Genomic DNA, 22063 nt, shown 5'->3' on the forward strand with positions numbered 1-22063 from the left:
CAATATTCTATCAAGGCAAGGCAGATTGTTCGCTGGGCAAAGTATGAGTTTAGCCCCTGAAATTTTGAGGATATTTTTGGGTTTGATCGGGATTGTTTTCTACATTTCGTAGCCAAATTTGTTGGGATCAACGGCGGTTAAATCAATATCAGCGAGGCCATATTCTGCCCAACGGCGATCGCACCTTTCGGCAATCTTAGGATCGGACTCAAGGACTTCACCCCACTCGTGGTCAGTTTCGGGGGGGATTTTTGTCGTCGCATCAATGCCCATGCGGCCGCCCATACCGATTTTTTCGCTGGCAAAATCGAGGGTATCGAAGGGGGTATCCGGCAGGATAAACACATCCCGCACGGGATCAACTTTAGAACTGATCGCCCAGACAACTTGACGGGGATCGCGGATATTTACATCTTTATCCACCACAATCACAAATTTCGTATAGGTAAATTGGGGCAGGGCACTCCAAAAGGCAAGGGCAGCGCGACGGGCTTGGCCAGGATAGGCTTTGTCGATGGAAATAATCGCGGCCTTGTAACTGAGGGCCTCCATCGGCAGGAAAAAATCGACAATCTCAGAAACCTGTTGCCGCAGGATCGGCGTATAAATCCGGTTCAAGGCGATCGCCATCATCGCTTCTTCTTTAGGGGGGCGACCGCTAAAGGTGGCCAGATAAATCGGATCTTTGCGGTGGGTTAGGCAGTGGAAGCGCACTAGGGGGGAATCCTCGACGCCGCCGTAATAGCCCATGTGATCGCCAAACGGCCCATCGGGGAGCATTTCGCCGGGGGTAATTGTCCCTTCGAGGATAAATTCCGCATCGGCGGGTACTTCGAGATCGACAGTTTTGCATTTGGTCAATGCCACCCCAGAACCACCATATAGCCCCGCAAACAGCCACTCTGACAAGTCCACCGGAATCGGTGTTGCCGCCGCCATGATCAAAATTGGGTCAATACCAACGGCGATCGCCACCTCTAATTTTTTGCCATGTTCTGCCGCCTTCCGCAGGTGACGTGCCCCACCCCGCACCGAGAGCCAATGCACCGTCATCGTATTTTTCGATTGCAATTGCAGACGATAAACCCCCACATTGGGCACACCCGTTTCACAATCCTTTGTAATCACCAAACCGAGGGTAATATTTTTTCCTGCGTCCTTGGGGTAGGGACGCAACATCGGGATCAAACCCAGATCTAGTTCTTCCTGCTCAATCACCACCTGTTGACAAGGAGGGAAAAAACTCCCACCGGGTTTCGCCTTCAGGACATCAAACAGCACTTTGCCAAAATCAATCGCCTGGGAAATCTTTTTCGGGGGCTTCGGCTGTTGGAGCATTGCCAATTTTCGGCCTAGATCTTCCAATTCTTCGGGCTTTTCCATTTTCATCGCCCAACAGATGCGCTCCACTGTGCCCAGCAGGTTTACCACTACCGGAACGGAAGTCCCCCGCACATTCTCAAATAACAACGCCGGGCCACCCACCTGGAGCATCCGGTTTGCAATCTCGGCAATTTCTAGATCCGCATCCACCAGAGCCTTAATGCGGCGCAGTTGCCCCCGTTCTTCTACCAATTTGATAAATGTGCGTAAATCCCGTGCCATGTCTGCCGTCTGAAAATGAGTACGTAATATAGCTTAACGGGTTTATTCGGGAAACAGGGATCAGACATCAACGATTAAAGCCTCTATAAAAGCTAGTACTTGGTGCTATACTTAGCCAAGGGGGAACGCTATGATTATTTATCAAACACGTACATTTTGGCGTTGGGCAAAAAAGCAAAATATTGCGGATCAAAATCTGTGTCGGGCGGTACAAGAAATTTTATCGGGTCTGCATGATGGAGATTTAGGCAGTGGCTTAATCAAGAAAAGGGTGGCTCGTCGAGGCCAGGGAAAACGCGGTGGTTTTCGCACATTGCTGGCCATTAATCAGGGTGATCGCTGTTTCTTTATCTATGGTTTTTCTAAAAGTGAACGGAGTAATATCGATGAGCGAGAGAAAGAAGCTTTAAAAAAATTGGCTCGGTTCTATCTATCACTGCCTAAACAAGATTTAAAAATAGCCCAGGATGCAGGTGAATTAGTTGAGGTAATTTGTAATGAAACAATCTAAACTTCTTGAAGCGATCCATGAAACCGTTGATGGTTTGCATCAAGCAGGAGTGATGGATCAAATGACGTTACGAGAATTTGAACAGCTTTGTTTGCCTCCAGTACCGTCATTAAATCCCGAAGAAATCAAAGAAATCCGAGAAACTTGTCAAGTCAGTCAAGCTGTATTCGCTGCGCTGCTAAATATTAGTGTTTCTACTGTACAAAAGTGGGAAATTGGCAAAAAAAAGCCAAGTGGAATGGCATTAAAGCTACTCCATTTGGTCAAGAAGAATGGCTTGGAAGTTGTTCTATTTTGATGTGGATTTTTTGAAAACAATTCCTCAGTCTATTTTGTACAGATAGTACCTTGAGAAACTAGGGGCGATCGCCTCTAAAAAGAGGATTCTAAATTAGATCATTTTTAGCCAATGAAAAATCTGATCGACACTGAGCTTGATATCTAACTCTGGTAAGACAGGAACCTCTTGATCCCCTTGGAATAAGATGGGTTGTTGCTGGGGTTCTAAAAACAAAATACTAAGATCATCTGGGTCAATAAACCATCCCAAACGACTGCCATGTTCCAGGCAATAGAGAATATTACCAAGCACTTTATTCGCTCTTTGATCTGGGGAAAGAATTTCGATCGTCCAATCTGGTGCGAGATCAAAATTATCGGGAACGCTGCCAGTTGCGGTAAAGGGAATTCGATCCCACCGAAAAACTGCAATATCAGGCACGATGGAGCGTGTACCAAAGCTGCATCTTAATTCAGGAAAAGCATAGGCAATTTTTTGGTCTTCTGCAACCTGATTAATCACAGCACAAAGCTTTCCTTGTAAACGACTATGCCTTCCTTTTGGCATCGGCTTTTGAATGACTTCTCCATCAATATATTCGCTGGCAGGTGTTGTTTCTGGTTGCTGTAAAAAAGCTTGGAGGGTTAGTCTTTGGGCGAGGGTGTCTACCATACCAAGCACCTTGATTCGTTGATGATGTTTCTTTAATCCTACTCAATTCTGCAGATGTTGCTTTTGACTTCAAGCATTTGAATTGACTAAGACCACAAAGCGCGCCAAACAAATTGTGGTAACGCCAACATCCGTCGCCAGCGCCAGGGTTCCTGATAAAGACGATAAAGCCACTCTAAATGGAGTTTTTGCCAAAGTTTTGGTGCCCGCTGTTTTACCCCAGCCCACACATCAAAACTTCCCCCTAGACCAATCCAAGTGCTGTGGGGACAGAGGTGCCGATGCTCTTCGATCCAAAATTCCTGTTTCGGGACACCGAGGCAAGTGAAAATAAGTTGGGGTTGTAACTGTTTAAGTTGACCTTGCCAGTCCGCTGCCATTTCTGGGGTGAGATAACCGTGCTGGGTCGTGATATCTAAATTGGGATAACGCTTGAGCCAATTTTCTTTTGCTTGGTCAGCAATCCCAGGGGAGCCACCAAAAAAGACGACACGCCAATCATGGGCTGCGGCCTGGGCTAACAGTTGTTCTGCGAGTTCGATGCCGGGTACCCGGTGCTGTTTTTTGCCCTTGAGCTTGAGGTAGAGGACGATCCCTGCGCCGTCGGGAATAATCAAATCTGCCTGCTTAATCACCTTGGCGATCGCCTTGCTTTTTTCAGTCATCATCGCAATTTCGGCGTTGAGGGTGACCACGTGCGTTCCCTGATGGTGCTGGATCCGCTCAGTCAGCCATTGGCAATAGTTGGGGTGTAGATGTACCAACACCTGAAATACAGGGACACTCGGCAGAAAAGATTCAGCAGTCAACATAGACGAACGTCAACACCTTAGTGAAATAGACAAAAAATTAGGCGTCAAGATATAGCATCCACTCTAGCAGGCTATTGATCGCGCTTGTCTAAAGTTCTCAGGAAGATTTGGCGATCGCCACTGATAAAACACTTTGCCTGGGCAGTTAGACGCTAAAATTCTAACTCAACCTCTGTTTTGTCCCCCGTCCGGCGCTGATGGTACACATCAAGCAAATCGAGCTTTCCCACTTCAAATCCTTCGGTGGTACCGTCGCCGTGCCCCTACGTCCTGGTTTTACGGTGGTTTCTGGGCCAAATGGTTCGGGAAAATCGAATATCCTCGACGGCATTTTGTTTTGCTTGGGCCTCGCCAGTTCCAAGGGGATGCGAGCCGAACGATTACCAGACTTAATCAATCACAAACACAGCCAAGGGAAAGGTGCTGCCGAAACGGTGGTGTCGGTCACCTTTGATCTCAGTGATCTCGCCCAGCAATATCAAACGGAAGCCACAGAAGCCTCGGAATTAAAGGAATTTTTAGCGCAATTCCAGAGCCACGATTGGACGGTGACGCGCAAACTCCGGGTTACCAAAAGCGGCAGTTATGCCTCGACCTATTACATTAATGACCAGCCCTGCACTGCTACGGAACTCCACGAACAACTGAATCGCCTGCGTATTTACCCCGAAGGCTATAACGTCGTGCTCCAAGGGGACGTGACGCGAATTATTACGATGAACGGGCGGGAGCGGCGGGAAATCATCGATGAACTGGCGGGCGTGGCAGAATTTGACCGCAAAATTACCCAGACCAGAGAAACCCTCAATGCAGTCAAAGAACGGGAAGAAAAATGCCATATTATTCGCCAGGAGCTAGAACGCAATTTAGAAAAACTGGCCGACGATCGCCTCAAGGCCGAACAATACCAACGGCTTAAAATTGACCTGGCCCGCCAGCAGCAGGAAGAAGTTCTTTTAACCTGGCGATCGCTCCAACTCCAGGAAGAAAAACTGCAACGGGATCTCGCCAGCAGCGCCCAGGAACGCACCCAGTTAACTCAAACTCTGAATGCTTTGGATGGGGAAATTTTTCAGACTGGTCAAATCCTAGAAAGTTTAAACGCGAAAGTAAAAGCCCTTGGGGAAGATGAACAACTTTCGGTTGCGTCCAAACTCGCCACCCAAAAGGCAAAACGGCACCAATGGGGCCAACGGCAAACGGAACTAGAGGAAGACCAACGGCGATCGCTCCAGCTCCACCGCCAACTTTTAGCAACGGTGCAAGTCAACCAACAACAACTGCTGCGCCTCGAAGAAGAAAAACTCACCCTCCAGGAAGAAACCCTCCCCCAGCACCAGGCTGCCCAAGCCGCTGCCGCAAAGATCCTCCAAGACAGTCGCCAACGGGCCGATGAGTTAGCCAGTTCTTCGGAAGCTTGGGTACAGGAACAGGCGGCGATCGCCAAGGAAATTCAAGGCATCCAGGATCAACTCAATCCCCAACGCACCGAACAGGCCCTCCTGCAAGAACGCCTTAGCCAGCTTCAGCAAACAATTACCAGCCAAACTGAGCAAATTACCCAACTCAGCGCCGATATCAGCCAACAGGAAACGGAATTAGCCACGGCTCAAACGGAAATTACCCGTCAGCAGGAAACCATCCAAACCCTTGCGACACAATTCACCCAACTGGAAGAAAGTCGCAAACTCGACCAGGAAACCGGTGATCGCCTCCAGCGAGAACAACGGGACAAACAACGGCAACTCGATCAACTCGAAGCCCGTTCCCAGGCTCAACAGGAAGCCCAGGGCACCTACGCGACGAAGGTGATTTTGAACGCCAATTTACCCGGTGTCCACGGCTTAGTTGCCCAACTGGGTCAAGTGGAAAAAAATTACCAACGGGCCTTAGAAATTGCCGCTGGGGGTCGCCTAGGGCACCTCGTGGTCGAAGATGACGAAACGGCGGCGACGGGGATCAAACTTCTGAAAAATCAACGGGCAGGCCGGGCGACTTTCTTGCCCTTGAATAAAATTCGCGCCCCGAAATTGCACACGAACACCATTCCCCGCTACGCCCAGGGCTTTGTTGATTTTGCCGTTAACCTGATCCAATGCGATCGCCGTTATCTGGATATTTTTCGCTACGTCTTTGGTAGCACTGCTGTCTTTGAAAGCCTCGATCTCGCCCGGAATTTTATGGGGCAAACCCGCATCGTCACCCTTGATGGAGAACTTCTGGAAACCACGGGGGCGATGACTGGGGGCAGCCTCTCCCAAAAATCGACCCTCCATTTTGGCAGCATGGCCACGGGGGATTCAGCAGAAATTATTGCTCTACGGGAACGGCTCGAAGAAATTGAGCACCTACTGCGCTACACCGAAAATGCCCTCCTCGACAAGGGCGATCGCCTCCAGGATCTCAGCCAACAACTGACCCAAGCGCGCCAACGGGAACGGGAAGCCCAACTGCACCAGGCGCAACTCACGAAATCCCTCGAAAAATTGCGCCCCCAACTGGAGCAAACCCAACAACAGCAACAGCAGTCTCAAAACGAATTGGCGATCGCCGAAACCCACCTCGAAGATCTCACCCAGACAATTCCGCAACTCGAACAACAATTAGCGGCTCAACAACAACATCTAGCCCGACTCGAAGCCCAGCAAACCCACCGGGAGTGGCAAGAAATCCAACAGGAAATCAAAGCCCAGGAAGTCACCCTCCAAGCGGCTGCCCAGACCCTCAACAGCACCCAACAGACGATCCAAGACCGCGACGCCCAGCTAATTCGTCTCAGTGAAAAATTAACCAACGACGAACAACGACTCCAGGAAACCCAAACCCAACTAGAAGATCTCCAAGGCCAAATCGCTGTTATCCAAACGCAACTCGATCAAATTGATACGGAAATTCAAACCACTGAAACCCTGCTGGCGGAACTCTCTGCCCAGATGGGCGATGTAAAAAAACAACGGGATCAGGCGGAAATTCAGCTCAAAAATCTCCAAAAACAGCACCAAGACAGTCAATGGCGTCTGGAAAAACTCCAAACCCAGCAACAGGAACGGGCGCAACAGCTCGAAAAACTGCAACAGCACCTCCAAGCCCAAGAGGCCGAACTGCCGCCGGATCTTGATCCCGCCCATCTGATCCTGGAGGTAGTACCCGAAAAACTCGACCAAGCGATCCAGGAGATCACAGAACAGATTGAGAAATTGCAGCGGGCCAGTCGTCGCACCCAAAAGAAAATCGAAGATCTCGAGCCTGTGAATATGCTCGCCCTCAAGGAATATGAACAAACCCAAATTCGCCTTGGGGAGCTATCTGAAAAATTATCCACCCTCGAACAGGAACGCCTCGAAGTCCTGGCCCGCATTGAACGCTTTACCACGCGCCGTTTCCAGGAATTTAAAAAAGCCTTTGACGCCGTCAACGAAAATTTCCAAAAAATCTTTGCCACCCTTTCCGACGGTGATGGCTACTTACAACTTGATGACCCAGCGGATCCCTTTGCGGGGGGCTTGAATTTGGTGGCTCACCCCAAAGGCAAACCAGTACAACGGCTCAGTTCCATGTCCGGGGGCGAAAAATCCCTCACGGCCCTATCGTTTATTTTTTCGCTTCAACGTTATCGTCCCTCTCCCTTCTATGCCTTCGATGAGGTGGATATGTTTTTGGACGGGGCGAATGTGGAGCGTCTCTCCAAAATGATTAAGCAGCAGGCGACCCAGGCGCAATTTTTGGTGGTCAGTCTACGGCGGCCGATGATCGAAGCTTCCCAGCGCACCATTGGTGTCACCCAGGCCCGGGGTGCCTATACCCAGGTTTTAGGGATTCAATTATGATGCTTTTTGGGAACTTTGTCAGGGCTATTTTTAGTGCCCATTTAATAGACAATCACCCATCACTAGAAGGTAAAAATTAAGAAATCTGGATTGCGGAATAGGTATTTAAACTTAGCTGACGAAATAAGTCTATCTTTAGCTAGTTGCGCTTTTTGGAATATTGATAAATGTTTTCTTTGATTTCGGTCTGTAACGATTTTCGCTGAAAACCAGAAGAAACACTGTTATTTTATCCAAAACAGACAAAAAATCGATCCCCTGAGGAATCGACCCGAACGAAACAAGTTGAAAAGAATTTTAGTAGTTTATTATGTTGGGATCTATATATATCAGGTGATCCCTTGTTATATTTTCTGTAAAAGATTATGCCTGATGATTGCCAATCTCAACAGATTCGTAACATTTTTTTTATATTTATCGAGGTTTACTTTTGTGGCCTTTTGTAAAGGTTTGTTTCATGTCATCAAAGGAGGCCCCAAGGAATTTTGAAATCCAGACTTCGATATTCCGCACTGGGTTTTGGCGTGTCGCCACGAGGGGATCAATCATCGGCTCCACCAAAATCGTAAATAAACCCAAGCGATTGCCAGCGAGGACATCTGTAAAAAGGCGATCGCCAACCATCGCCACTTCTTGGGGGCGCAGATCCATGGCATCCATCGCTTTACGGAGCTTTTTCCGAGAGGGTTTTTTCGCCCCGAACAAATAAGGTAACTCTAGGGACTCAGCAATCCGCCCAATCCGTTTTTGGCTGAGGTTATTGCTCACGAGCCAAATATCCGCCACCCGTCTGACTTGGGTCACCCACTCCAGCACATCATCTGAGGCATAGCTCTGGCGCATCGAGACCAACGTGTCATCCACATCGAGGATCAAACCCTTTAAACGGTGATGACGGATAATCTCTGGACTGAGATGCAAGATGGTTTTCCCTAAAATTAAGTTTGGCTCCAGTAGATTGGAATTAAATAGCGCCATAACACCTCAGTTGCTGTTGATTTCCAAGCTTTTATTTTAGCGGCTCACTTCCCGGTTTTCGGCTCTGGATCATCTGCAAACTTCCGCCTGCATACTGTTCTTGTTTATGGATTTCAAAGCCTGTGGTGGTGAGTTTTTCGGCTAAATCAGTTTTGATCAGTTGCCAGGCGGTCTCGGTCTCAAAGAGAAACATGAACGTATAGAGACTGGGAACGAAAAAAGGGTTGGTCGGCTGGTGTAAATCGATAAAGGTAAAGATGCCGCCGGGCTTAAGAACACGGTACACTTCTTGGAAAATTTGGCTCAGTTGCGTCGGGGTCATTTCATGGAGGGCGGCACTGGTATGAACCAGGTCAAACTGCTGATCCGGCAGGGGCATTTTTTCGGCGGGGGCAACGACATAATTCGCCTGGGGGACATTTTTTTTCGCTCGTTCAATGGCGAGGGGGGAAATATCAAGCCCAGTGACGTTGTCGCTATATTGGGTGAGAAATTGGGTGGTTTGGCCAGCACCGCAACATAAATCGAGGATTTTTAGGGTTTTGTCTCCGGTTAAGCCCTGGAGGGCGAGGTTCCGAAAACGGGTCTCACCACCGACGGTTAGGGCCGCGAGGCGGGAAATGGTGTCGTAAAGCCATTGATAACGGTAGCTGAGAGTCCGGAGAAAGGTAGCCATGGCGATCGCCTCGGAAAAATATCGTTAAAAAATGTGCATTCCAGAACATAAACTAACAAAGAATCCCCGCCGCTGCCGCGCTATTGCTGGATGCCTCCCTGGTGATAGAGGGCTGTGATTTCTCGCAAAAAATTAAGGCTCTGGGGGCCGGTCATCGAAACGGGCGAAAAGGTCTCTGAATGGGAATATTTCAGGATAATCTGCCGCACTTCGTCCTGATTATTCAGTTGCAAAACCTTCATCGACCAGATCCCAAAGTCGCGCTGGTCAATTTCTGAAAACTCGATTAATTCGGCGTTGGTGTGGCGCGAATCTAGCAAAATGCGATTGTAAGTTTCACTAATAGCCCGCCGACTCCCTTCCAAAATTTGTAAAAACATCAAATCGCCAAAGGCTAACATCCCCGTAATTCCAGCTCGACGATTGTTAAACTCCGATTTTTGCAAAATTTCGATGAGATCGCGGTACTCTAGCTCGGCGATCGCCTGGCTAACGTAAATAAGTCGATAAAGCGCCATGGTTTTGTGTTTCCACCCCGAAATAACGTGTATAAGACTACCAAAAAAAATTCATCTCCGGCGGTGATCAAGAAGGCGATCGCCTTAGTGCCTTCAGACTCAAGGACGATTCTTGGGGAAAATGCAACCCCTGGAATTGAATAAAGCAAGGTCAATGGGGCAAAATCAGTAATGGTTTAGTTGTGTAGTTGAGATTTACCGTGACTATTTGGGAACTTGATTTTTATTCGCGCCCGCTTTTGGATGATAACGACAAAAAACTGTGGGAAATCCTCATCTGCGAAACCCCCACCCGCATCCAGCAGGATCCGACGACCCTTTTCCGTTACAGTGAATTTTGCAGCAACACCGATGTAAATTCGATCACCCTCAAGACGGCCATCGAAAAGGCGATCGCCAGCTCCGGTCAAAACCCCACCAAGATCCGCTTCTTTCGCCGCCAGATGAATAACATGATCACCAAAGGTTGCGAAGATGCAGGCATTCCCGCCGCCCCCTCCCGTCGCACCTATACCCTCATGACCTGGATCACCCAGCGGGAACAGGAAGTCTATCCCCAGGAAGCCAACTACGACGAGAAATCCGCCAAATCTAGCTCCGTCCAATATCCCGCCCTTAATGCGATCGCCCTCCCCGATGCCGTCCGGGGGGATAAAGGAGACAAATGGGCGATCGTTTCCCTCGAGGCTAGTGCCTTCAGTGATTTTGACGAATGGGACATTGCCTTTGGCGAACCCTTTCCCCTGACCCACCTCGACCCCACGACAAAGATCCCCGGCCTTTTGATTTTTTCTCCTCGGGCTGTCCCCCTCGCTGGTTGGATGTCTGGCCTTGAACTCGGATTTCTCCATCTCCAAAAAAATCCCCGCAGTAGCCTCGTCCTCGAAACAGGGGTGAGCGACAGTTGGATCGTCGCCGACCTACCCAACGCCCAAACCCTCAAGGAAGCAGAATCATTTGAAGCCGCCAAAAAAGCCGCAGCAGGGATTCATTTTCTTGCCATTCAAAAAAGCCCCGACGAAGAACAATTTGCCGGGTTCTGGATGCTCCAGGAATAATAAATACAATCTGTTCCTGGAGAAAGTAGCGATAAGTTAAAGAGGATTCTCTCTTAAAAGCAAGGCGATAAACAGGGGAAGCGTTTTTCTAATGGGCATCAGCCTTTAATTCTTCAACCAAGCGACTCAGGTGATCCACATCCGCGTGGTACACCTCGTTGCAGAAATTGCAGGTGGCCTCTGCCCCACCATCTTTTTCAATCATATCCAGCAACTCATCCTGGCCCAACATCTTCAGGGCACCCATCATCCGCTCAAAGGTACAGCCGCAGTCAAAGCGCACCATTTGTGTCTCTGGGAAAATGTTGAGATCTTCATCGCCGAGGAGATCCTGGAAAATATCATGGAGAGACTTGCCCTGCTGCAATAACGGCGTAAATCCCGATAATTGTCCCAGGCGACTTTCTAGTTTGGCCACTAAGCTCTCGTCACGGGCTGCTTTCGGTAAGATCTGCAGCAAAATTCCCCCAGCGGCAGTGACTCCTTCTGCGCCAACAAAGACCCCCACTAACAACGCCGAAGGGGTTTGTTCCGAGGTTGCTAAATAATGGGTAACATCATCGCCAATCTCCCCAGAAACCAACTCTACAGTACTGGAGTAAGGGTAGCCCCGGCCAAAATCTTTCACCGCATAAAGAAACCCTTTGCCCACAGCGCCGCCCACGTCTAATTTTCCCTTTGCATTCGGGGGTAACTCCACGCCTGGATTTTGTACATAGCCCCGCACGGTACCATCTGGGCCAGCATCCACCAATAATCCCCCCAGGGGGCCATCGCCTTTGATGCGCAGATTGAGGCGGGCTTCCTGTTTTTTCATACTTGAAGAAATCAACAGGGCCGAAGCCATGGTGCGACCTAGGGCAGCCGTCGCCACATAGGATAATTTATGGCGTTGTCGGGCTTCCTCAGTGAGGTTTGTGGAAATAACGCCCACTACCCGAATGCCATTGTCTGCTGCGGTACCGCGAATGAGTTGATCTGCCATAGGTCTAGGAAAAGTGAATTTTTGTAAATTCTATTATGGCAACTTCCCCACCACAAAATGGTGGTGAGTACCGGAGATTCTCGTTTTACCTTTCAAATTATGGGAAAGACTATTTCGCAATGCGGGTAGCAAAATTCTCTGCGCGGGTAGGAGAAAGGGCACGGGCCTTGAGGATTGCCGCAGCAAGAAAGGCATAGGAGGCAACACCCACCACCGCCAACAGGATACTACTGAAGGAGCCGACGGTATTCCAAAGGGCATGAAGTAACGAAGAGGTAAGGCAGCCAATAATCAGGATCTGTACAGACTTTGATGGTTTGAGGACACTGAGGCCGATGAAATAACCGAAATAACCGCTGTAGGCCATGTGCCCAGCAACGGAACCGAGGATTCTGGGAATGAGCAGTTGTAAACCGAGTAATTCCCCTGTGCCGGGATCGACTTGAAGGGAAACTTCGTTAATGATGTTGGGGACGTACTGACCGAGGGTTTCAATTAAAGTGAAGCCTACGGCGGAGGCCGCTCCAAGCAAAATACCATCAAGGGGTTCGGTGACACCTATTTTTTCGCGACGTTTCGGGCCAAACAGGTTGCCGATGCCCATGGCGACAAAAATAGGAATTGCCTTCAAAATTTCTTCCATCAGGCCAGCACCAAAAAACATGCCGACGAAGAGCCGACCCACGCCATCAGCGTCACTGATATTGCCCGGCAGAATGACTCGAAATACAAAAATGAATAAATCAACAACCGGGGTGACTAACATGAGGGCTGTAAGGAAGCCGGAACCAAGTATAGCGATCCAAGCTTTACGCTTACCACAGAGTTGATAAATGTAGTAGAAAGCGGCCCCAGCAATATAGGTTCCCAGTAAAAAATTAAAGAGTCCAGGTGCGCCAATGGTGGCGAACATGAGGACGACAAAAATAACGGTGAGGATCCCCGGCACGAGATAGGCTTTGCTGGAGAGGTCTTTCCCGGTGGCGGCGATGGGAAAAAGTTGGGTCAGGGTGAGGTTGGAGTTGGGACTGACAATGGGACCGGGGACAGGGATGTGGGAACCGGGATCGAGGAGAGCCTGGGGATTGTGGCCTTGGCTCTGGAGCTCGAAACTAAAGCTGGGGCCATTGTCTCCGAGGGTGAGGCGATCGCCTGCTTGCAGGATTCGTGAACCTTGTAACCGTTGACCATTGATAAAGGTGCCATTCGCACTGCCGAGATCAACGGCTTCCCAACCTTGACCCTGGGGGCGAATCAGAACGTGGCGACGGGAGACAACGGTGTAAAGATTGGGGTTGAGGGCAATCTGGCAACTGGGTTCGCGGCCAATGAGAATTTCTTGACGATGATCAAGGGAAAAATCGGGCAGCAGTGGGGCTTGAACACCGCCAGTGGAAATTTGGCGCAAAATACCAGAAGCTTGCATCGTAATAATTTTTTTCTAAAACGCAAAAGACGGAGGAGCGCCCCGCCTCAACTTTAGTTATAACGATAGATTGCCGGATCTTAAAGATATTTTTGTAAATTGATACGGGCTGTTGGATGCCTACTCTTGGTTGGCACGGGTGTCTTGGACGGCCCACAAAAAAGAAGCAATGGTCAGGGGAATACTGAGGGCCAGGATAATGGTGGTATTGGTCGCACCGAGATCGGGTTCGCCGGAACTGAGTTCAAACACGCAACCCACAGCAGCGATCGCAAAGACGCAGCATAGTAATAATAAAACACCACTTTTGGGGGTCATCGAAACCATGGTTTTATGCCTCAAAGATTTGGTTTAGGGGATTATAAAAAAGAGTGAGATAAGGGCAAAACAGAGGTTTCCTTTGAATCTATTCAGCGAACAACCCCTGTTTTGATGCCAAATTCTAACGTAATTTACGCGGTGACTTTCGCTCGCTTGTAGGCTTCGTCGAGAACTTCCGAGAGGGTCGGGTGGGCGTGGACGTTAAACGCCAATTCTTGGACGGGTTTTTTCTCGGCGATCGCATTGGCAGCCTCTTGGATCAGATCCGAAGCGTGGATCCCCATAATATGGACGCCCAATAATTCCCCGGTATCTTTACGGTAGATAATCTTGGCAATGCCGTCGGTTTCTTTTTCAGCGAGGGCTTTGGAATTGCCTTTAAAGTACGTTTTTGCCGTAGCAATTTCAAAACCACCTTTTTCAGCAGCTTCCTTCGCTTGGGGTTCGCTCATCCCCACATAGCTAATTTCTGGGTGGGTAAAGGCTGCTGCCGGAATCGCGGCATAGTCTACGGTCATGGCATTGCCGATCATATTTTCGACGGCCACAACCCCCTGGCCAGAGGCAGCATGGGCCAGCATCATTTTTCCGGTGGCATCGCCCACAGCCCAGAGGTGGGGTACAGGTTGACCGTCTTTGATCACCTGCATTTTGTCATTGACTTCAATGAAACCCCGGCGGTCTGTTTCTACACCAACGGCATCTAAACCGAGGTTTTTTGTGGCGGGGACGCGCCCGGTGGCGACCAGACAAGCATCTACTTCAAGATTTTCGACGACTTCTTTAGTTTTTGCGTCGGTGAGTTCGATCTTGACCGGAGAGCCAGGAATAACTTTCGTGGCAAAGACGCCAGTATAGGTTTCGATGTCGCGGCTATCAATTAAAGCGCGTTTTGCTAGTTTCGCAATCTCTGGGTCAAAGCCAGGCATCAGATCATCGAGGGCTTCGATCATCGTAATTTCGCAACCGAGAGCGGTGTAAACATCGGAAAATTCGAGGCCGATATAACCGCTTCCAATAATTGCGACCCACTGGGGCAGGGTTTCTAAACGGACTGCATCGTCGCTAGTGAAAACGGTTTTGCCATCGACTTGGATGCCGGGGGGGACAAAGGGTTTCGAGCCAGTGCAAATCATAATTTCTTTGGCGGTGATGTTTTTCACACCATCTTCGCCTATGACACAGACTTTCTGGACGCCGTCAATTTTTCCCCAACCGCGAATAATATCGACATTCAAACGCTTGAGGCTATTGGTGAGATCGCTTTGGATTTTGTTTACCAAATCGGTAGCATGGGCGGCGATCGCCTCACGACTAAAATCAACCGCACCAACATTAATACCCATTTCGCTGAGGTGCTTCTGGTCGCGCATTTCCCGGACTTTTCCGGAGGCAGCCAACAGCGCTTTAGACGGAATGCAACCACGATTGACGCAAGTCCCGCCCATGTCTGCGGCTTCCACAATGGCCGTTTTTAGACCACATTTCACGGCATGGAGCGCGGCACCGTGGCCACCGACCCCCGCGCCGATAATCACCAAATCATAATCAAACTGTGTTTCACTCATGAAGTTTTAATGCTCTCACTCAGCCAATTTCCTTTTGTTAGCTTATCCTAATTGCCGTCCCCCACAGTCATCTCCCCCGCAAAACCGCAATGGGCGATCGCCTGTTGTATTTGTCGATCTCTAAGGGAAAAAAGCAGTGGGGTTATTCGGTCAATCAGGTTGAACCATGATGTTGCATTTCACACCCCAGAAGTTACTGGCCCTCAGCGTGGCCCTACTGCTGTTTACTTCACCGATGTCAGCGGCGATCGCCACGCCCATTGATCCCTGCCTGCTGCGGGAAGAAAGTTTTGGCTTCACCATCGATGACTATGCCATTGAGCACCAAGATTGGGCAATTCTCAATATCGCTGTCGATTTTCGCTACGTTGACCAACCCACAGCCCAGCGGTCAAACTACATTAATTTTGTGCCCCTCGCCGCTGAAATTGAGCGTTTTCTGCGGGAATACCCCAACGAAACAGATTACTGGGAAATTATGAACCGGAATTTAGCCGAATCTATTTTTGCAGACCATCCCCAGATGAGCGCCCTGAAAGTCAAGTTAGACATTGCCAAAAGTTCTGGGGAAGAACCCTATGCTCGCCATAGTGTTATTTCCCTCACCCGTGACCAGGGCTGTCCTTTGACGCAATAAATCCGAAAGTGAGTATTTAACTTGTGGGACTCATTGCCTCTAGTGTGATGTCAATATTAAATACTTAAACAGCACTATCCACAATTCTTGATCGCTATATTCTTCCGCAGTTGTAGCCGTCATTATTTCAGGTCTAGGAGCCCCTGTTCCTTGAGCTTGGGCTGAAAGCGGAGGTCAATTTTGAGGCCCCGCCCAATTAAATATTCTTTGATGGTTGCTTCCCGCTGGCGAGCATAGTTTTTCAGGTGTTTGACCATCTCTAATTCGGTGCTCTGCTGGAGGGCTTCCCGTGCTGCTGGGGACAAATCTTCTTTAATGTCGATGGGTTGCGTCCAGAGGGATTCTGCCTCGCCGTTGCCAGTGGGCACGGTGCCATTTTCTGTTAACCAAGCAGCCCGCATTTCCTCTAGGAGAGTCCGGCTGGGGCGATCGCATTGAAAAATTTTCACCCAATGGCATTGTTCCGGACAACGAATAAGGTGCTGCTGCAAGCTTTTGGACACATCACGGGAATAACCAACATAGCAGAGGGTCTGGCTCCCATCGAAGATTCCATAGAGGCCAATTTTGCCCCCCAGGGTCGGGGCGATCGCCCCATCAGCATCGATATAGGGCAGAAAGTCTAACTCAGCGAGTTTGGGCAAAGACATAGACAATTGGGAACAATGGAAAGGGGCATTACTATTGATCCTAGGTAAGGCCGTCCCCCGGAGAGCGGCGATCGTAAACATCCTTAATGGTTTTCTCTTCAACCTATGGCACAACCGCAGCATAATTTTTACCTCAGCCTCGAACGACGTTGGGTCGCTCCCGCCTATGGGGGTGGCATTTTATTTGTCATTGCCCTCTGTTTTTTTGGGGCCGCCACAAATACGATGGCGGGCTGGCTATATGTCCTCAGCGGTACGATCCTCGCCATTTTATGTTTAGGGGCAATCCTGCCAGTGCGAGCTTTGAGGCAACTTGAAATTCGGCGATCGCCCACGGCCCCGGTTAGCGTTGGGGAAGTTTTAAGCCTCCATCTAACCCTGACCAATAACAGTAAAAACGCCAAAACCCTCATTGCTGTCACAGATCAAATTTCGTCTGGCTTGGGGGCACCCCGGCGGACAGTCCTAGAAACCCTCGCACCCCAGGAAAGTTTAGATTGGGTCTACGAGCTAGACGCCCAAAAACGCGGTGTATTTCAGTGGGAGGGAGTCGAGTTGCGCACCGCAAACCCCTTGGGCTTGTTTTGGTGTCGGCGGCGGCGTTCAGTACCGGGCCGGGTTGTGGTTTATCCGCAAATTTTTCCCCTGAGTAGTTGCCCAATCATTGACCACATCGGCAGTGAAGACAGCACCAAATTTCAGAGTGAAAATCTCTATCAAAACGCCACCGAAGGGATGACGAAGGCGATTCGGAATTATCGCATGGGCGACCCAATGCGGTTGATCCACTGGCGCAGTAGTGCCCGCTTTGGGGAATTTAAGGTACGAGAACTAGAAATCACCACGAGCGGCGAAGAACTGATTATTTGCCTGGATCATCATTTTGCTTGGGAGGCCGATAGTTTTGAACAGGCGGCCAGTGCAGCGGCTTCTCTTTATTTTTATGCCCGGCGATCGCAACTGAATGTGAAATTTTGGACAGCCCAGAGTGGTCTGCTCAACAGCCGCGCGACGATCCTCGAAGCCCTGGCCCGGATTAATCCTGAGCCATTGGGAGAAAATACGTCTCTATCCCGCCCGGAAGGTTCATTATTGTGGTTAACCCAAAACCCCCAAACGCTCCTGGAGTTAAACCCCGGCAACCGCTGGCTCTTTTTCCAAGGAGCGCCTGAACAAACGGTGACCGGGGGCCATTGTCCGGGTCTCATCATTAATCCCATCGATCCTCTACCCCAACAGTTGCAACGGCAAGGCGATCGCCTTTTATCCTAGGGTAATCCCAAGCAAACCAGGGCAGCGTGAGCAATTCTCCACAATTGCCGCGAAAAATCCCGGAGGCCCCCTGTATAATGGCTTGCAACCCATCTAGCGTTGACGAAAACCATGGCAAATTGGCACAAAATTTCTGGCAGTGTGACGGCTCCCAAGGGCTTCCGGGCCGCAGGGATCACCGCCGGACTCAAACCTTCGGGGGCACCAGACCTGGCGCTGATTGTTTCTGACACCGAAGCGATTACCGCCGGAGTTTTTACCCAGTCAGAAGTGCGCGCCGCCTGTGTCGATTATTGCCGTCAACGCCTCCAGGAAAAACCCAGCAGTCGGGCGATTTTGTGTAACTCCGGGCAAGCCAATGCCGCCACTGGAGAAGCCGGTTGGCAAGATGCGATCCAGTCGGCCCAGTGGTTAGGCAAAGCCCTCAATGTTCCTCCAGAAAGTATTTTGCTGGCCTCCACAGGGGTGATCGGTCAACGGATCAAGATGGCTGCCCTAGAAACGGGAATCCCCCAGGTGGTATTTGCCCTTTCCCCAGAGGGAGGCGATGCAGCAGCCCAGGCGATTATGACCACGGATCTTGTGCCAAAGGCGATCGCCCTGGAAACAGAAATTGAAGGGCGGCCTGTGCGGATCGGCGGCATTTGTAAAGGCTCCGGGATGATCCACCCCGACATGGCAACAATGCTGGGCTTTATCACCTGTGATGCGGCGGTTTTGACACCACTGTGGCAAGGGATGTTGAGCCGGGCCGTGGCCAAAAGTTTTAACCAAATCACCGTCGATGGCGACACCAGCACCAACGATTGCGTCATTGCCCTGGCCAACGGTCAGTCCCGCACCACGGCGATCACCGATCCCCAGTCCAAAAGTGCCCAACAACTAGAGGCGATGCTCACGGAAGTGTGCCAGTATCTCGCCAAGTGCATCGCCAGAGATGGGGAAGGGGCCACCTGTTTAATGGAAATTCAAGTGTCTGGCACCGTAGATGATCAAGCGGCCCGGAAAATTGCCCGTACCATTGCCGGATCGTCTTTGGTGAAATCAGCGATTTTTGGGCGAGATCCTAACTGGGGGCGCATCGCCGCCGCCGCTGGCCGGGCTGGGGTGACCTTTAACCAAGAAGAGCTGCAAATTTCCCTGGGGGATTTTCAACTCATGGATCAGGGGCAACCTCTTTCTTTTGATCGGGCAGCAGCCAGTCAATACCTCGTGGATCGTGCTGCCGGAGCCTATCTCACAGACGATACGGTGTTGATTGCTGTTTGTGTGGGCAATGGTTCTGGTAAAGGTACGGCCTGGGGCTGTGACCTCAGCTATGACTATGTGCGCATTAACGCCGAATATACGACCTAATCGATCTGGGGTTGCCAGGGCATGAGGGCATAGACCTGCTTGGGATCATTGAGCGATCGCCACAGTTTGATACTGGCCTGGAGCCGGAGCCATTCTTGGGAGAGGGGATCGCTCGCTTCGATCTGAGCCCCAAATAGATTACTAAAAATTTCTTCTTCCCAAGTTTGGGGTCGGGGATATTCTTGAACAGTGAAATCTTCCCCTAATTCTGCGGTGTCCACGGCATAGGCGATCGCCGCCGATAGCCCCCCCAACTCATCCACGAGCCGAATCGCCTGGGCATCTTCCCCAGACCAGACCCGTCCCTGGGCAATTTGGCGCACCTCAGCTTCCGTAAGACCCCGCGCCGCACTGACCCGGTCTAAAAATTTGCCGTAAATATCATTGACAAAATTTTGAAAAATCGCCATTTCCGCTTCGGTTTTCGGGCGAGACGCCGTGCCTAAATTCGCCAGTTCTCCCATTTGGACGCTATCCCAGGTGAGGCCATTATTATTCCCAATGGTTTGGATATTGGGCAAAATGCCAAACACCCCAATCGAGCCAGTAATGGTATTGGGCTGGGCAAAAATGCGATCGCTTTCGGTGGCAATCCAATAGCCCCCAGAAGCCGCCAGATCCCCCATGGAAACAATCACGGGTTTGTCTGCCTCGCGGATCAGTTTTAGTTCCCGCAGGATAATTTCTGAGGCGATCGCACTACCCCCAGGACTATTAATCCGCAGCACGACGGCTTTGACCTCAGGATCCTGACGCAACTCCCGCAGTTGTCGCGAGAGGGAATCCCCGCCAATGGTGTCCGGCGTCCCTTCCCCACCGACGATATTGCCCTCGGCATAGACCACCGCCACGGTATTTTCCGAGGTGACCCCGATCTGGGCTAAATCCTGTTCCAGACTGTAATCGGCCAGATCCACCTGGGGTAAATCTTCGTCAAGTTCTGTGTCCGTAAAGGTTTTAAGTTCCGCCAGAATTTCATCGAAATAGGCCAAGCGCGTCACCAATTGCTCCTGTTGGGCCACCTCTGGCAAAAGAATCCCCTGGGTGTCAGCCAGGCTCTGGGGTAGGGTTGCGGCAAAGGGGCGATCGCCAGCTACCGTATCTTTAAAATCTGTCCAGAGATCACTGAGCAGGGTCTCGGTTTGTTGGCGATTTTCAGGACTGAATTCCTCTTGGGTAAAGGGTTCTACCGCACTTTTATAATCACCGGCCCGCACCACCTGCACCCCGATCCCATATTGATCCAGGGCTCCCTTAAAGAAAAGCTGCTCACTACCCAAACCGTTCATTTCCACAACCCCCAGGGGATTGAGCCAAATTTCATCGGCCAAGGAACTCAGGTAATATTCCCGCTCCGTCATTTCCACGTCATAGGCATAGATTTTCTTCCCGGCGGCTTTAAAGTCCTGGAGAGCTTGGCGCACTTCCCGCAATGTGGCATAACCATTCAAGCTATTTTGGCGACCATCGAGGAATAGACCCGTAATTTTGTCATCCTCGGCGGCGGCGCGGATACTCTCGGTGACATCCCGCAGACTGAGGGTTTCGGGAAAATCTCCGGCAATGACATTACCAATGGAACTAGAGGGATCCCGGTCTTGGATGATCGTGCCCATATTGAAGATCAAAATACTGTTTTCCTTGGGCCTGCCGCCGCCTTCCTGGGCAGAGAAGAGGGCAATCAGGGCAATAAACGCTGACAGAGAGAGGGTCGATAGAAGGCTGAGGGCGATCAGGGTACCGAGGCAACTGCTAAAAACCTGTTTAAAAAAATCTTTCATGGTTGGAGCATTCGGGAGAGAGGTCTTAGTTTTTACCTTAGAACTTGTGCAGGCAATTCGCCCGTTGCAGTTGCTGAAAATTAGCATTGCCCGTACAAAACAGCACCGTCCGCAATTCCAGTAGCAGCAGTTCGACCCACTCGGCCAAAGCCTCTGGGGATTCACTCGCCGCCTTGAGAAAGGGTTGGGCATAGCCAACAAGATCAGCCCCCAGGGCGATCGCCTTGGCCCCATCTAAACCGTTCCGCAGACCCCCAGAAGCAATGAGGGGAATTTCAGGATCGTAATGGGCGATCGCCGCGAGACAGTCCGCCGTGGGAATTCCCCAATCCCCGAAGGTCTGCCCCAGATTGCGCAAGAGTTGGTTTGGCGATCGCGCCGCTTCTACCTTCGCCCAGGAGGTGCCGCCCGCCCCAGCCACATCAATGACCTGCACGCCTACTTCCCGGAGGCGTTGCACCATTTTGACGGAAATGCCATTGCCCACCTCCTTCGCGATTACAGGTACGGGCAGTTGGTGACAGACCTGTTCAATTTTGCCCAATAGCCCCTTAAAATTTGTGTCCCCCTGGGGTTGGATGCATTCCTGGAGGGGGTTGAGATGGAGAATTAACGCATCGGCTTTGAGCAAATCAACAATTCTGCGGCATTCTTCTACGCCATAGCCATAATTGAGCTGCACTGCGCCAATATTTGCAAACAGGAGAGCATCGGGGGCTTTTTGACGGACTGCAAAAGTAGCCGCCACCTCTGGTTTTTCGAGGGCGACCCGTTGAGAACCAACCCCCATGGCGAGGCGATGGGTTTGGGCAACTTCTGCCAAGCGAAAGTTAATCTGCTGGGCCTGGGCTGTCCCTCCGGTCATCGAAGAAATCAGAATCGGTGCACCGAGGCTTTTCCCGAAAAAAGAGGTACTCAAGTCAATATCGGCGCAGTCCAATTCAGGCAGACAGCAGTGCTCAAAACGGTACCGTTCAAAACCGGCGCGATTGTGGTGAAATTGGACATCTTCTTCGAGACAAATGCGGATATGGTCGGCTTTACGAACTTGGGTGCTGTCAGTCATGGGTTAGGCAAGGTTTAAGCTCCCCAAATTGTACAGAATCCCCTCTGGGTTCTCGGCGTTAGGC

The 22063-nt window shown here is 50.5% G+C and carries 20 protein-coding genes; 7 read left to right on the plus strand and 13 right to left on the minus strand.

Features of this window, described 5'->3' with window-relative positions; genetic code table 11:
- Positions 1-99: 99 nt before the first annotated feature.
- Positions 100-1605 (minus strand): UbiD family decarboxylase, encoded by a 1506-nt coding sequence (locus AWQ24_RS05670; RefSeq protein WP_065716229.1) that lies wholly within the window; start codon positions 1603-1605, stop codon positions 100-102.
- A 130-nt stretch (positions 1606-1735) separates the two neighbouring features.
- Here AWQ24_RS05670 and AWQ24_RS05675 point away from each other — a divergent pair, with 130 nt between their 5' ends.
- On the plus strand, positions 1736-2116 hold the full coding sequence (locus AWQ24_RS05675) for a type II toxin-antitoxin system RelE/ParE family toxin (protein ID WP_065716230.1): 381 nt from the start codon (positions 1736-1738) through the stop codon (positions 2114-2116).
- Positions 2103-2414, plus strand: coding sequence for a DNA-binding transcriptional regulator (locus tag AWQ24_RS05680; RefSeq protein WP_030006231.1), 312 nt, complete (start codon positions 2103-2105; stop codon positions 2412-2414). Before AWQ24_RS05675 ends, AWQ24_RS05680 begins: the two co-directional genes overlap by 14 nt.
- Positions 2415-2507: 93 nt before the next feature.
- On the opposite strand, the gene AWQ24_RS05685 is transcribed toward AWQ24_RS05680, so the two are convergent.
- Both AWQ24_RS05685 and AWQ24_RS05690 read right to left on the minus strand, forming a co-directional pair.
- Positions 2508-3068, minus strand: coding sequence for a Uma2 family endonuclease (locus AWQ24_RS05685; RefSeq protein ID WP_062433393.1), 561 nt, complete (start codon positions 3066-3068; stop codon positions 2508-2510).
- 86 nt (positions 3069-3154) lie between these two features.
- Positions 3155-3880, minus strand: a complete 726-nt coding sequence (locus tag AWQ24_RS05690) for a WecB/TagA/CpsF family glycosyltransferase (RefSeq protein WP_065716231.1) — start codon at positions 3878-3880, stop codon at positions 3155-3157.
- Between the two features lie 197 nt (positions 3881-4077).
- Between AWQ24_RS05690 and smc the strand changes: the two genes are divergently transcribed.
- Positions 4078-7707 carry a chromosome segregation protein SMC gene (smc, locus tag AWQ24_RS05695; RefSeq protein WP_065716232.1) on the plus strand — a complete coding sequence of 1210 codons (3630 nt, stop codon included), beginning with the start codon at positions 4078-4080 and terminating at the stop codon, positions 7705-7707.
- Between the two features lie 414 nt (positions 7708-8121).
- On the opposite strand, the gene AWQ24_RS05700 is transcribed toward smc, so the two are convergent.
- The 3 genes from AWQ24_RS05700 to AWQ24_RS05710 form a co-directional block, all read right to left on the minus strand.
- A complete protein-coding gene (locus AWQ24_RS05700) occupies positions 8122-8685 on the minus strand; it encodes a YqeG family HAD IIIA-type phosphatase (protein ID WP_012306742.1) in 564 nt (187 codons plus the stop codon).
- A 31-nt stretch (positions 8686-8716) separates the two neighbouring features.
- Complete coding sequence (locus tag AWQ24_RS05705) at positions 8717-9361, minus strand: class I SAM-dependent methyltransferase (protein ID WP_065716233.1); 645 nt, start codon at positions 9359-9361, stop codon at positions 8717-8719.
- Between the two features lie 80 nt (positions 9362-9441).
- Positions 9442-9879: a BLUF domain-containing protein gene (locus AWQ24_RS05710; protein WP_012306744.1), complete on the minus strand. Its 438-nt coding sequence runs from the start codon at positions 9877-9879 to the stop codon at positions 9442-9444.
- A gap of 200 nt (positions 9880-10079) precedes the next feature.
- Between AWQ24_RS05710 and AWQ24_RS05715 the strand changes: the two genes are divergently transcribed.
- Entirely contained in the window at positions 10080-10937 is an 858-nt protein-coding gene (locus AWQ24_RS05715; protein WP_065716234.1) for a Tab2/Atab2 family RNA-binding protein, read from the plus strand.
- An 88-nt stretch (positions 10938-11025) separates the two neighbouring features.
- Here the strand turns inward: AWQ24_RS05715 and hslO are convergent, their stop codons facing one another.
- The 4 genes from hslO to lpdA all read right to left on the minus strand — a co-directional run bounded on the left by hslO (position 11026) and on the right by lpdA (position 15237).
- Entirely contained in the window at positions 11026-11922 is an 897-nt protein-coding gene (gene hslO, locus AWQ24_RS05720; RefSeq protein WP_012306746.1) for an Hsp33 family molecular chaperone HslO, read from the minus strand.
- A 109-nt stretch (positions 11923-12031) separates the two neighbouring features.
- Entirely contained in the window at positions 12032-13348 is a 1317-nt protein-coding gene (locus AWQ24_RS05725) for a PrsW family glutamic-type intramembrane protease (RefSeq protein ID WP_065716235.1), read from the minus strand.
- Positions 13349-13468: 120 nt separating this feature from the next.
- Positions 13469-13666 (minus strand): hypothetical protein, encoded by a 198-nt coding sequence (locus AWQ24_RS05730; RefSeq protein WP_030006236.1) that lies wholly within the window; start codon positions 13664-13666, stop codon positions 13469-13471.
- A gap of 134 nt (positions 13667-13800) precedes the next feature.
- Positions 13801-15237, minus strand: a complete 1437-nt coding sequence (gene lpdA / locus AWQ24_RS05735; protein WP_065716236.1) for a dihydrolipoyl dehydrogenase — start codon at positions 15235-15237, stop codon at positions 13801-13803.
- Between the two features lie 166 nt (positions 15238-15403).
- On the opposite strand from lpdA, the gene AWQ24_RS05740 reads away from it, so the two are divergent.
- Positions 15404-15874: a hypothetical protein gene (locus tag AWQ24_RS05740; RefSeq protein WP_065716237.1), complete on the plus strand. Its 471-nt coding sequence runs from the start codon at positions 15404-15406 to the stop codon at positions 15872-15874.
- A gap of 122 nt (positions 15875-15996) precedes the next feature.
- Here the strand turns inward: AWQ24_RS05740 and AWQ24_RS05745 are convergent, their stop codons facing one another.
- Positions 15997-16524, minus strand: a complete 528-nt coding sequence (locus AWQ24_RS05745; RefSeq protein ID WP_065717318.1) for a GIY-YIG nuclease family protein — start codon at positions 16522-16524, stop codon at positions 15997-15999.
- A gap of 105 nt (positions 16525-16629) precedes the next feature.
- On the opposite strand from AWQ24_RS05745, the gene AWQ24_RS05750 reads away from it, so the two are divergent.
- Together AWQ24_RS05750 and argJ are read left to right on the plus strand one after the other, a co-directional pair.
- Complete coding sequence (locus AWQ24_RS05750) at positions 16630-17796, plus strand: DUF58 domain-containing protein (protein ID WP_065716238.1); 1167 nt, start codon at positions 16630-16632, stop codon at positions 17794-17796.
- 111 nt (positions 17797-17907) lie between these two features.
- Positions 17908-19152: a bifunctional ornithine acetyltransferase/N-acetylglutamate synthase gene (argJ, locus tag AWQ24_RS05755; protein WP_065716239.1), complete on the plus strand. Its 1245-nt coding sequence runs from the start codon at positions 17908-17910 to the stop codon at positions 19150-19152.
- On the opposite strand, the gene sppA is transcribed toward argJ, so the two are convergent.
- Together sppA and fni are read right to left on the minus strand one after the other, a co-directional pair.
- Positions 19149-20933 carry a signal peptide peptidase SppA gene (gene sppA, locus AWQ24_RS05760; protein ID WP_065716240.1) on the minus strand — a complete coding sequence of 595 codons (1785 nt, stop codon included), beginning with the start codon at positions 20931-20933 and terminating at the stop codon, positions 19149-19151. The two genes, argJ and sppA, sit on opposite strands and share 4 nt — an antisense overlap.
- 37 nt (positions 20934-20970) lie before the next feature.
- Positions 20971-21999 (minus strand): type 2 isopentenyl-diphosphate Delta-isomerase, encoded by a 1029-nt coding sequence (fni, locus tag AWQ24_RS05765; RefSeq protein WP_065716241.1) that lies wholly within the window; start codon positions 21997-21999, stop codon positions 20971-20973.
- Positions 22000-22063 lie beyond the last annotated feature (64 nt).

It is taken from the genome of Picosynechococcus sp. PCC 8807 (assembly GCF_001693295.1).
In the GTDB taxonomy this organism is placed as follows: Bacteria; Cyanobacteriota; Cyanobacteriia; order Cyanobacteriales; family MRBY01; genus MRBY01.

Bases quoted from the DNA above. Each gene is read 5' to 3' on its own strand.
- AWQ24_RS05705 (WP_065716233.1), bottom strand. From the start codon at position 9,361: ATGGCTACCTTTCTCCGGACTCTCAGCTACCGTTATCAATGGCTTTAC.
- AWQ24_RS05740 (WP_065716237.1), top strand. From the start codon at position 15,404: ATGATGTTGCATTTCACACCCCAGAAGTTACTGGCCCTCAGCGTGGCC.
- lpdA (WP_065716236.1), bottom strand. From the start codon at position 15,237: ATGAGTGAAACACAGTTTGATTATGATTTGGTGATTATCGGCGCGGGG.
- AWQ24_RS05745 (WP_065717318.1), bottom strand. From the start codon at position 16,524: ATGTCTTTGCCCAAACTCGCTGAGTTAGACTTTCTGCCCTATATCGAT.
- argJ (WP_065716239.1), top strand. From the start codon at position 17,908: ATGGCAAATTGGCACAAAATTTCTGGCAGTGTGACGGCTCCCAAGGGC.
- AWQ24_RS05685 (WP_062433393.1), bottom strand. From the start codon at position 3,068: ATGGTAGACACCCTCGCCCAAAGACTAACCCTCCAAGCTTTTTTACAG.
- AWQ24_RS05700 (WP_012306742.1), bottom strand. From the start codon at position 8,685: ATGGCGCTATTTAATTCCAATCTACTGGAGCCAAACTTAATTTTAGGG.
- sppA (WP_065716240.1), bottom strand. From the start codon at position 20,933: ATGAAAGATTTTTTTAAACAGGTTTTTAGCAGTTGCCTCGGTACCCTG.
- AWQ24_RS05710 (WP_012306744.1), bottom strand. From the start codon at position 9,879: ATGGCGCTTTATCGACTTATTTACGTTAGCCAGGCGATCGCCGAGCTA.
- AWQ24_RS05725 (WP_065716235.1), bottom strand. From the start codon at position 13,348: ATGCAAGCTTCTGGTATTTTGCGCCAAATTTCCACTGGCGGTGTTCAA.
- smc (WP_065716232.1), top strand. From the start codon at position 4,078: ATGGTACACATCAAGCAAATCGAGCTTTCCCACTTCAAATCCTTCGGT.
- AWQ24_RS05670 (WP_065716229.1), bottom strand. From the start codon at position 1,605: ATGGCACGGGATTTACGCACATTTATCAAATTGGTAGAAGAACGGGGG.
- AWQ24_RS05675 (WP_065716230.1), top strand. From the start codon at position 1,736: ATGATTATTTATCAAACACGTACATTTTGGCGTTGGGCAAAAAAGCAA.
- hslO (WP_012306746.1), bottom strand. From the start codon at position 11,922: ATGGCAGATCAACTCATTCGCGGTACCGCAGCAGACAATGGCATTCGG.
- AWQ24_RS05680 (WP_030006231.1), top strand. From the start codon at position 2,103: ATGAAACAATCTAAACTTCTTGAAGCGATCCATGAAACCGTTGATGGT.
- AWQ24_RS05750 (WP_065716238.1), top strand. From the start codon at position 16,630: ATGGCACAACCGCAGCATAATTTTTACCTCAGCCTCGAACGACGTTGG.
- AWQ24_RS05730 (WP_030006236.1), bottom strand. From the start codon at position 13,666: ATGACCCCCAAAAGTGGTGTTTTATTATTACTATGCTGCGTCTTTGCG.
- fni (WP_065716241.1), bottom strand. From the start codon at position 21,999: ATGACTGACAGCACCCAAGTTCGTAAAGCCGACCATATCCGCATTTGT.
- AWQ24_RS05690 (WP_065716231.1), bottom strand. From the start codon at position 3,880: ATGTTGACTGCTGAATCTTTTCTGCCGAGTGTCCCTGTATTTCAGGTG.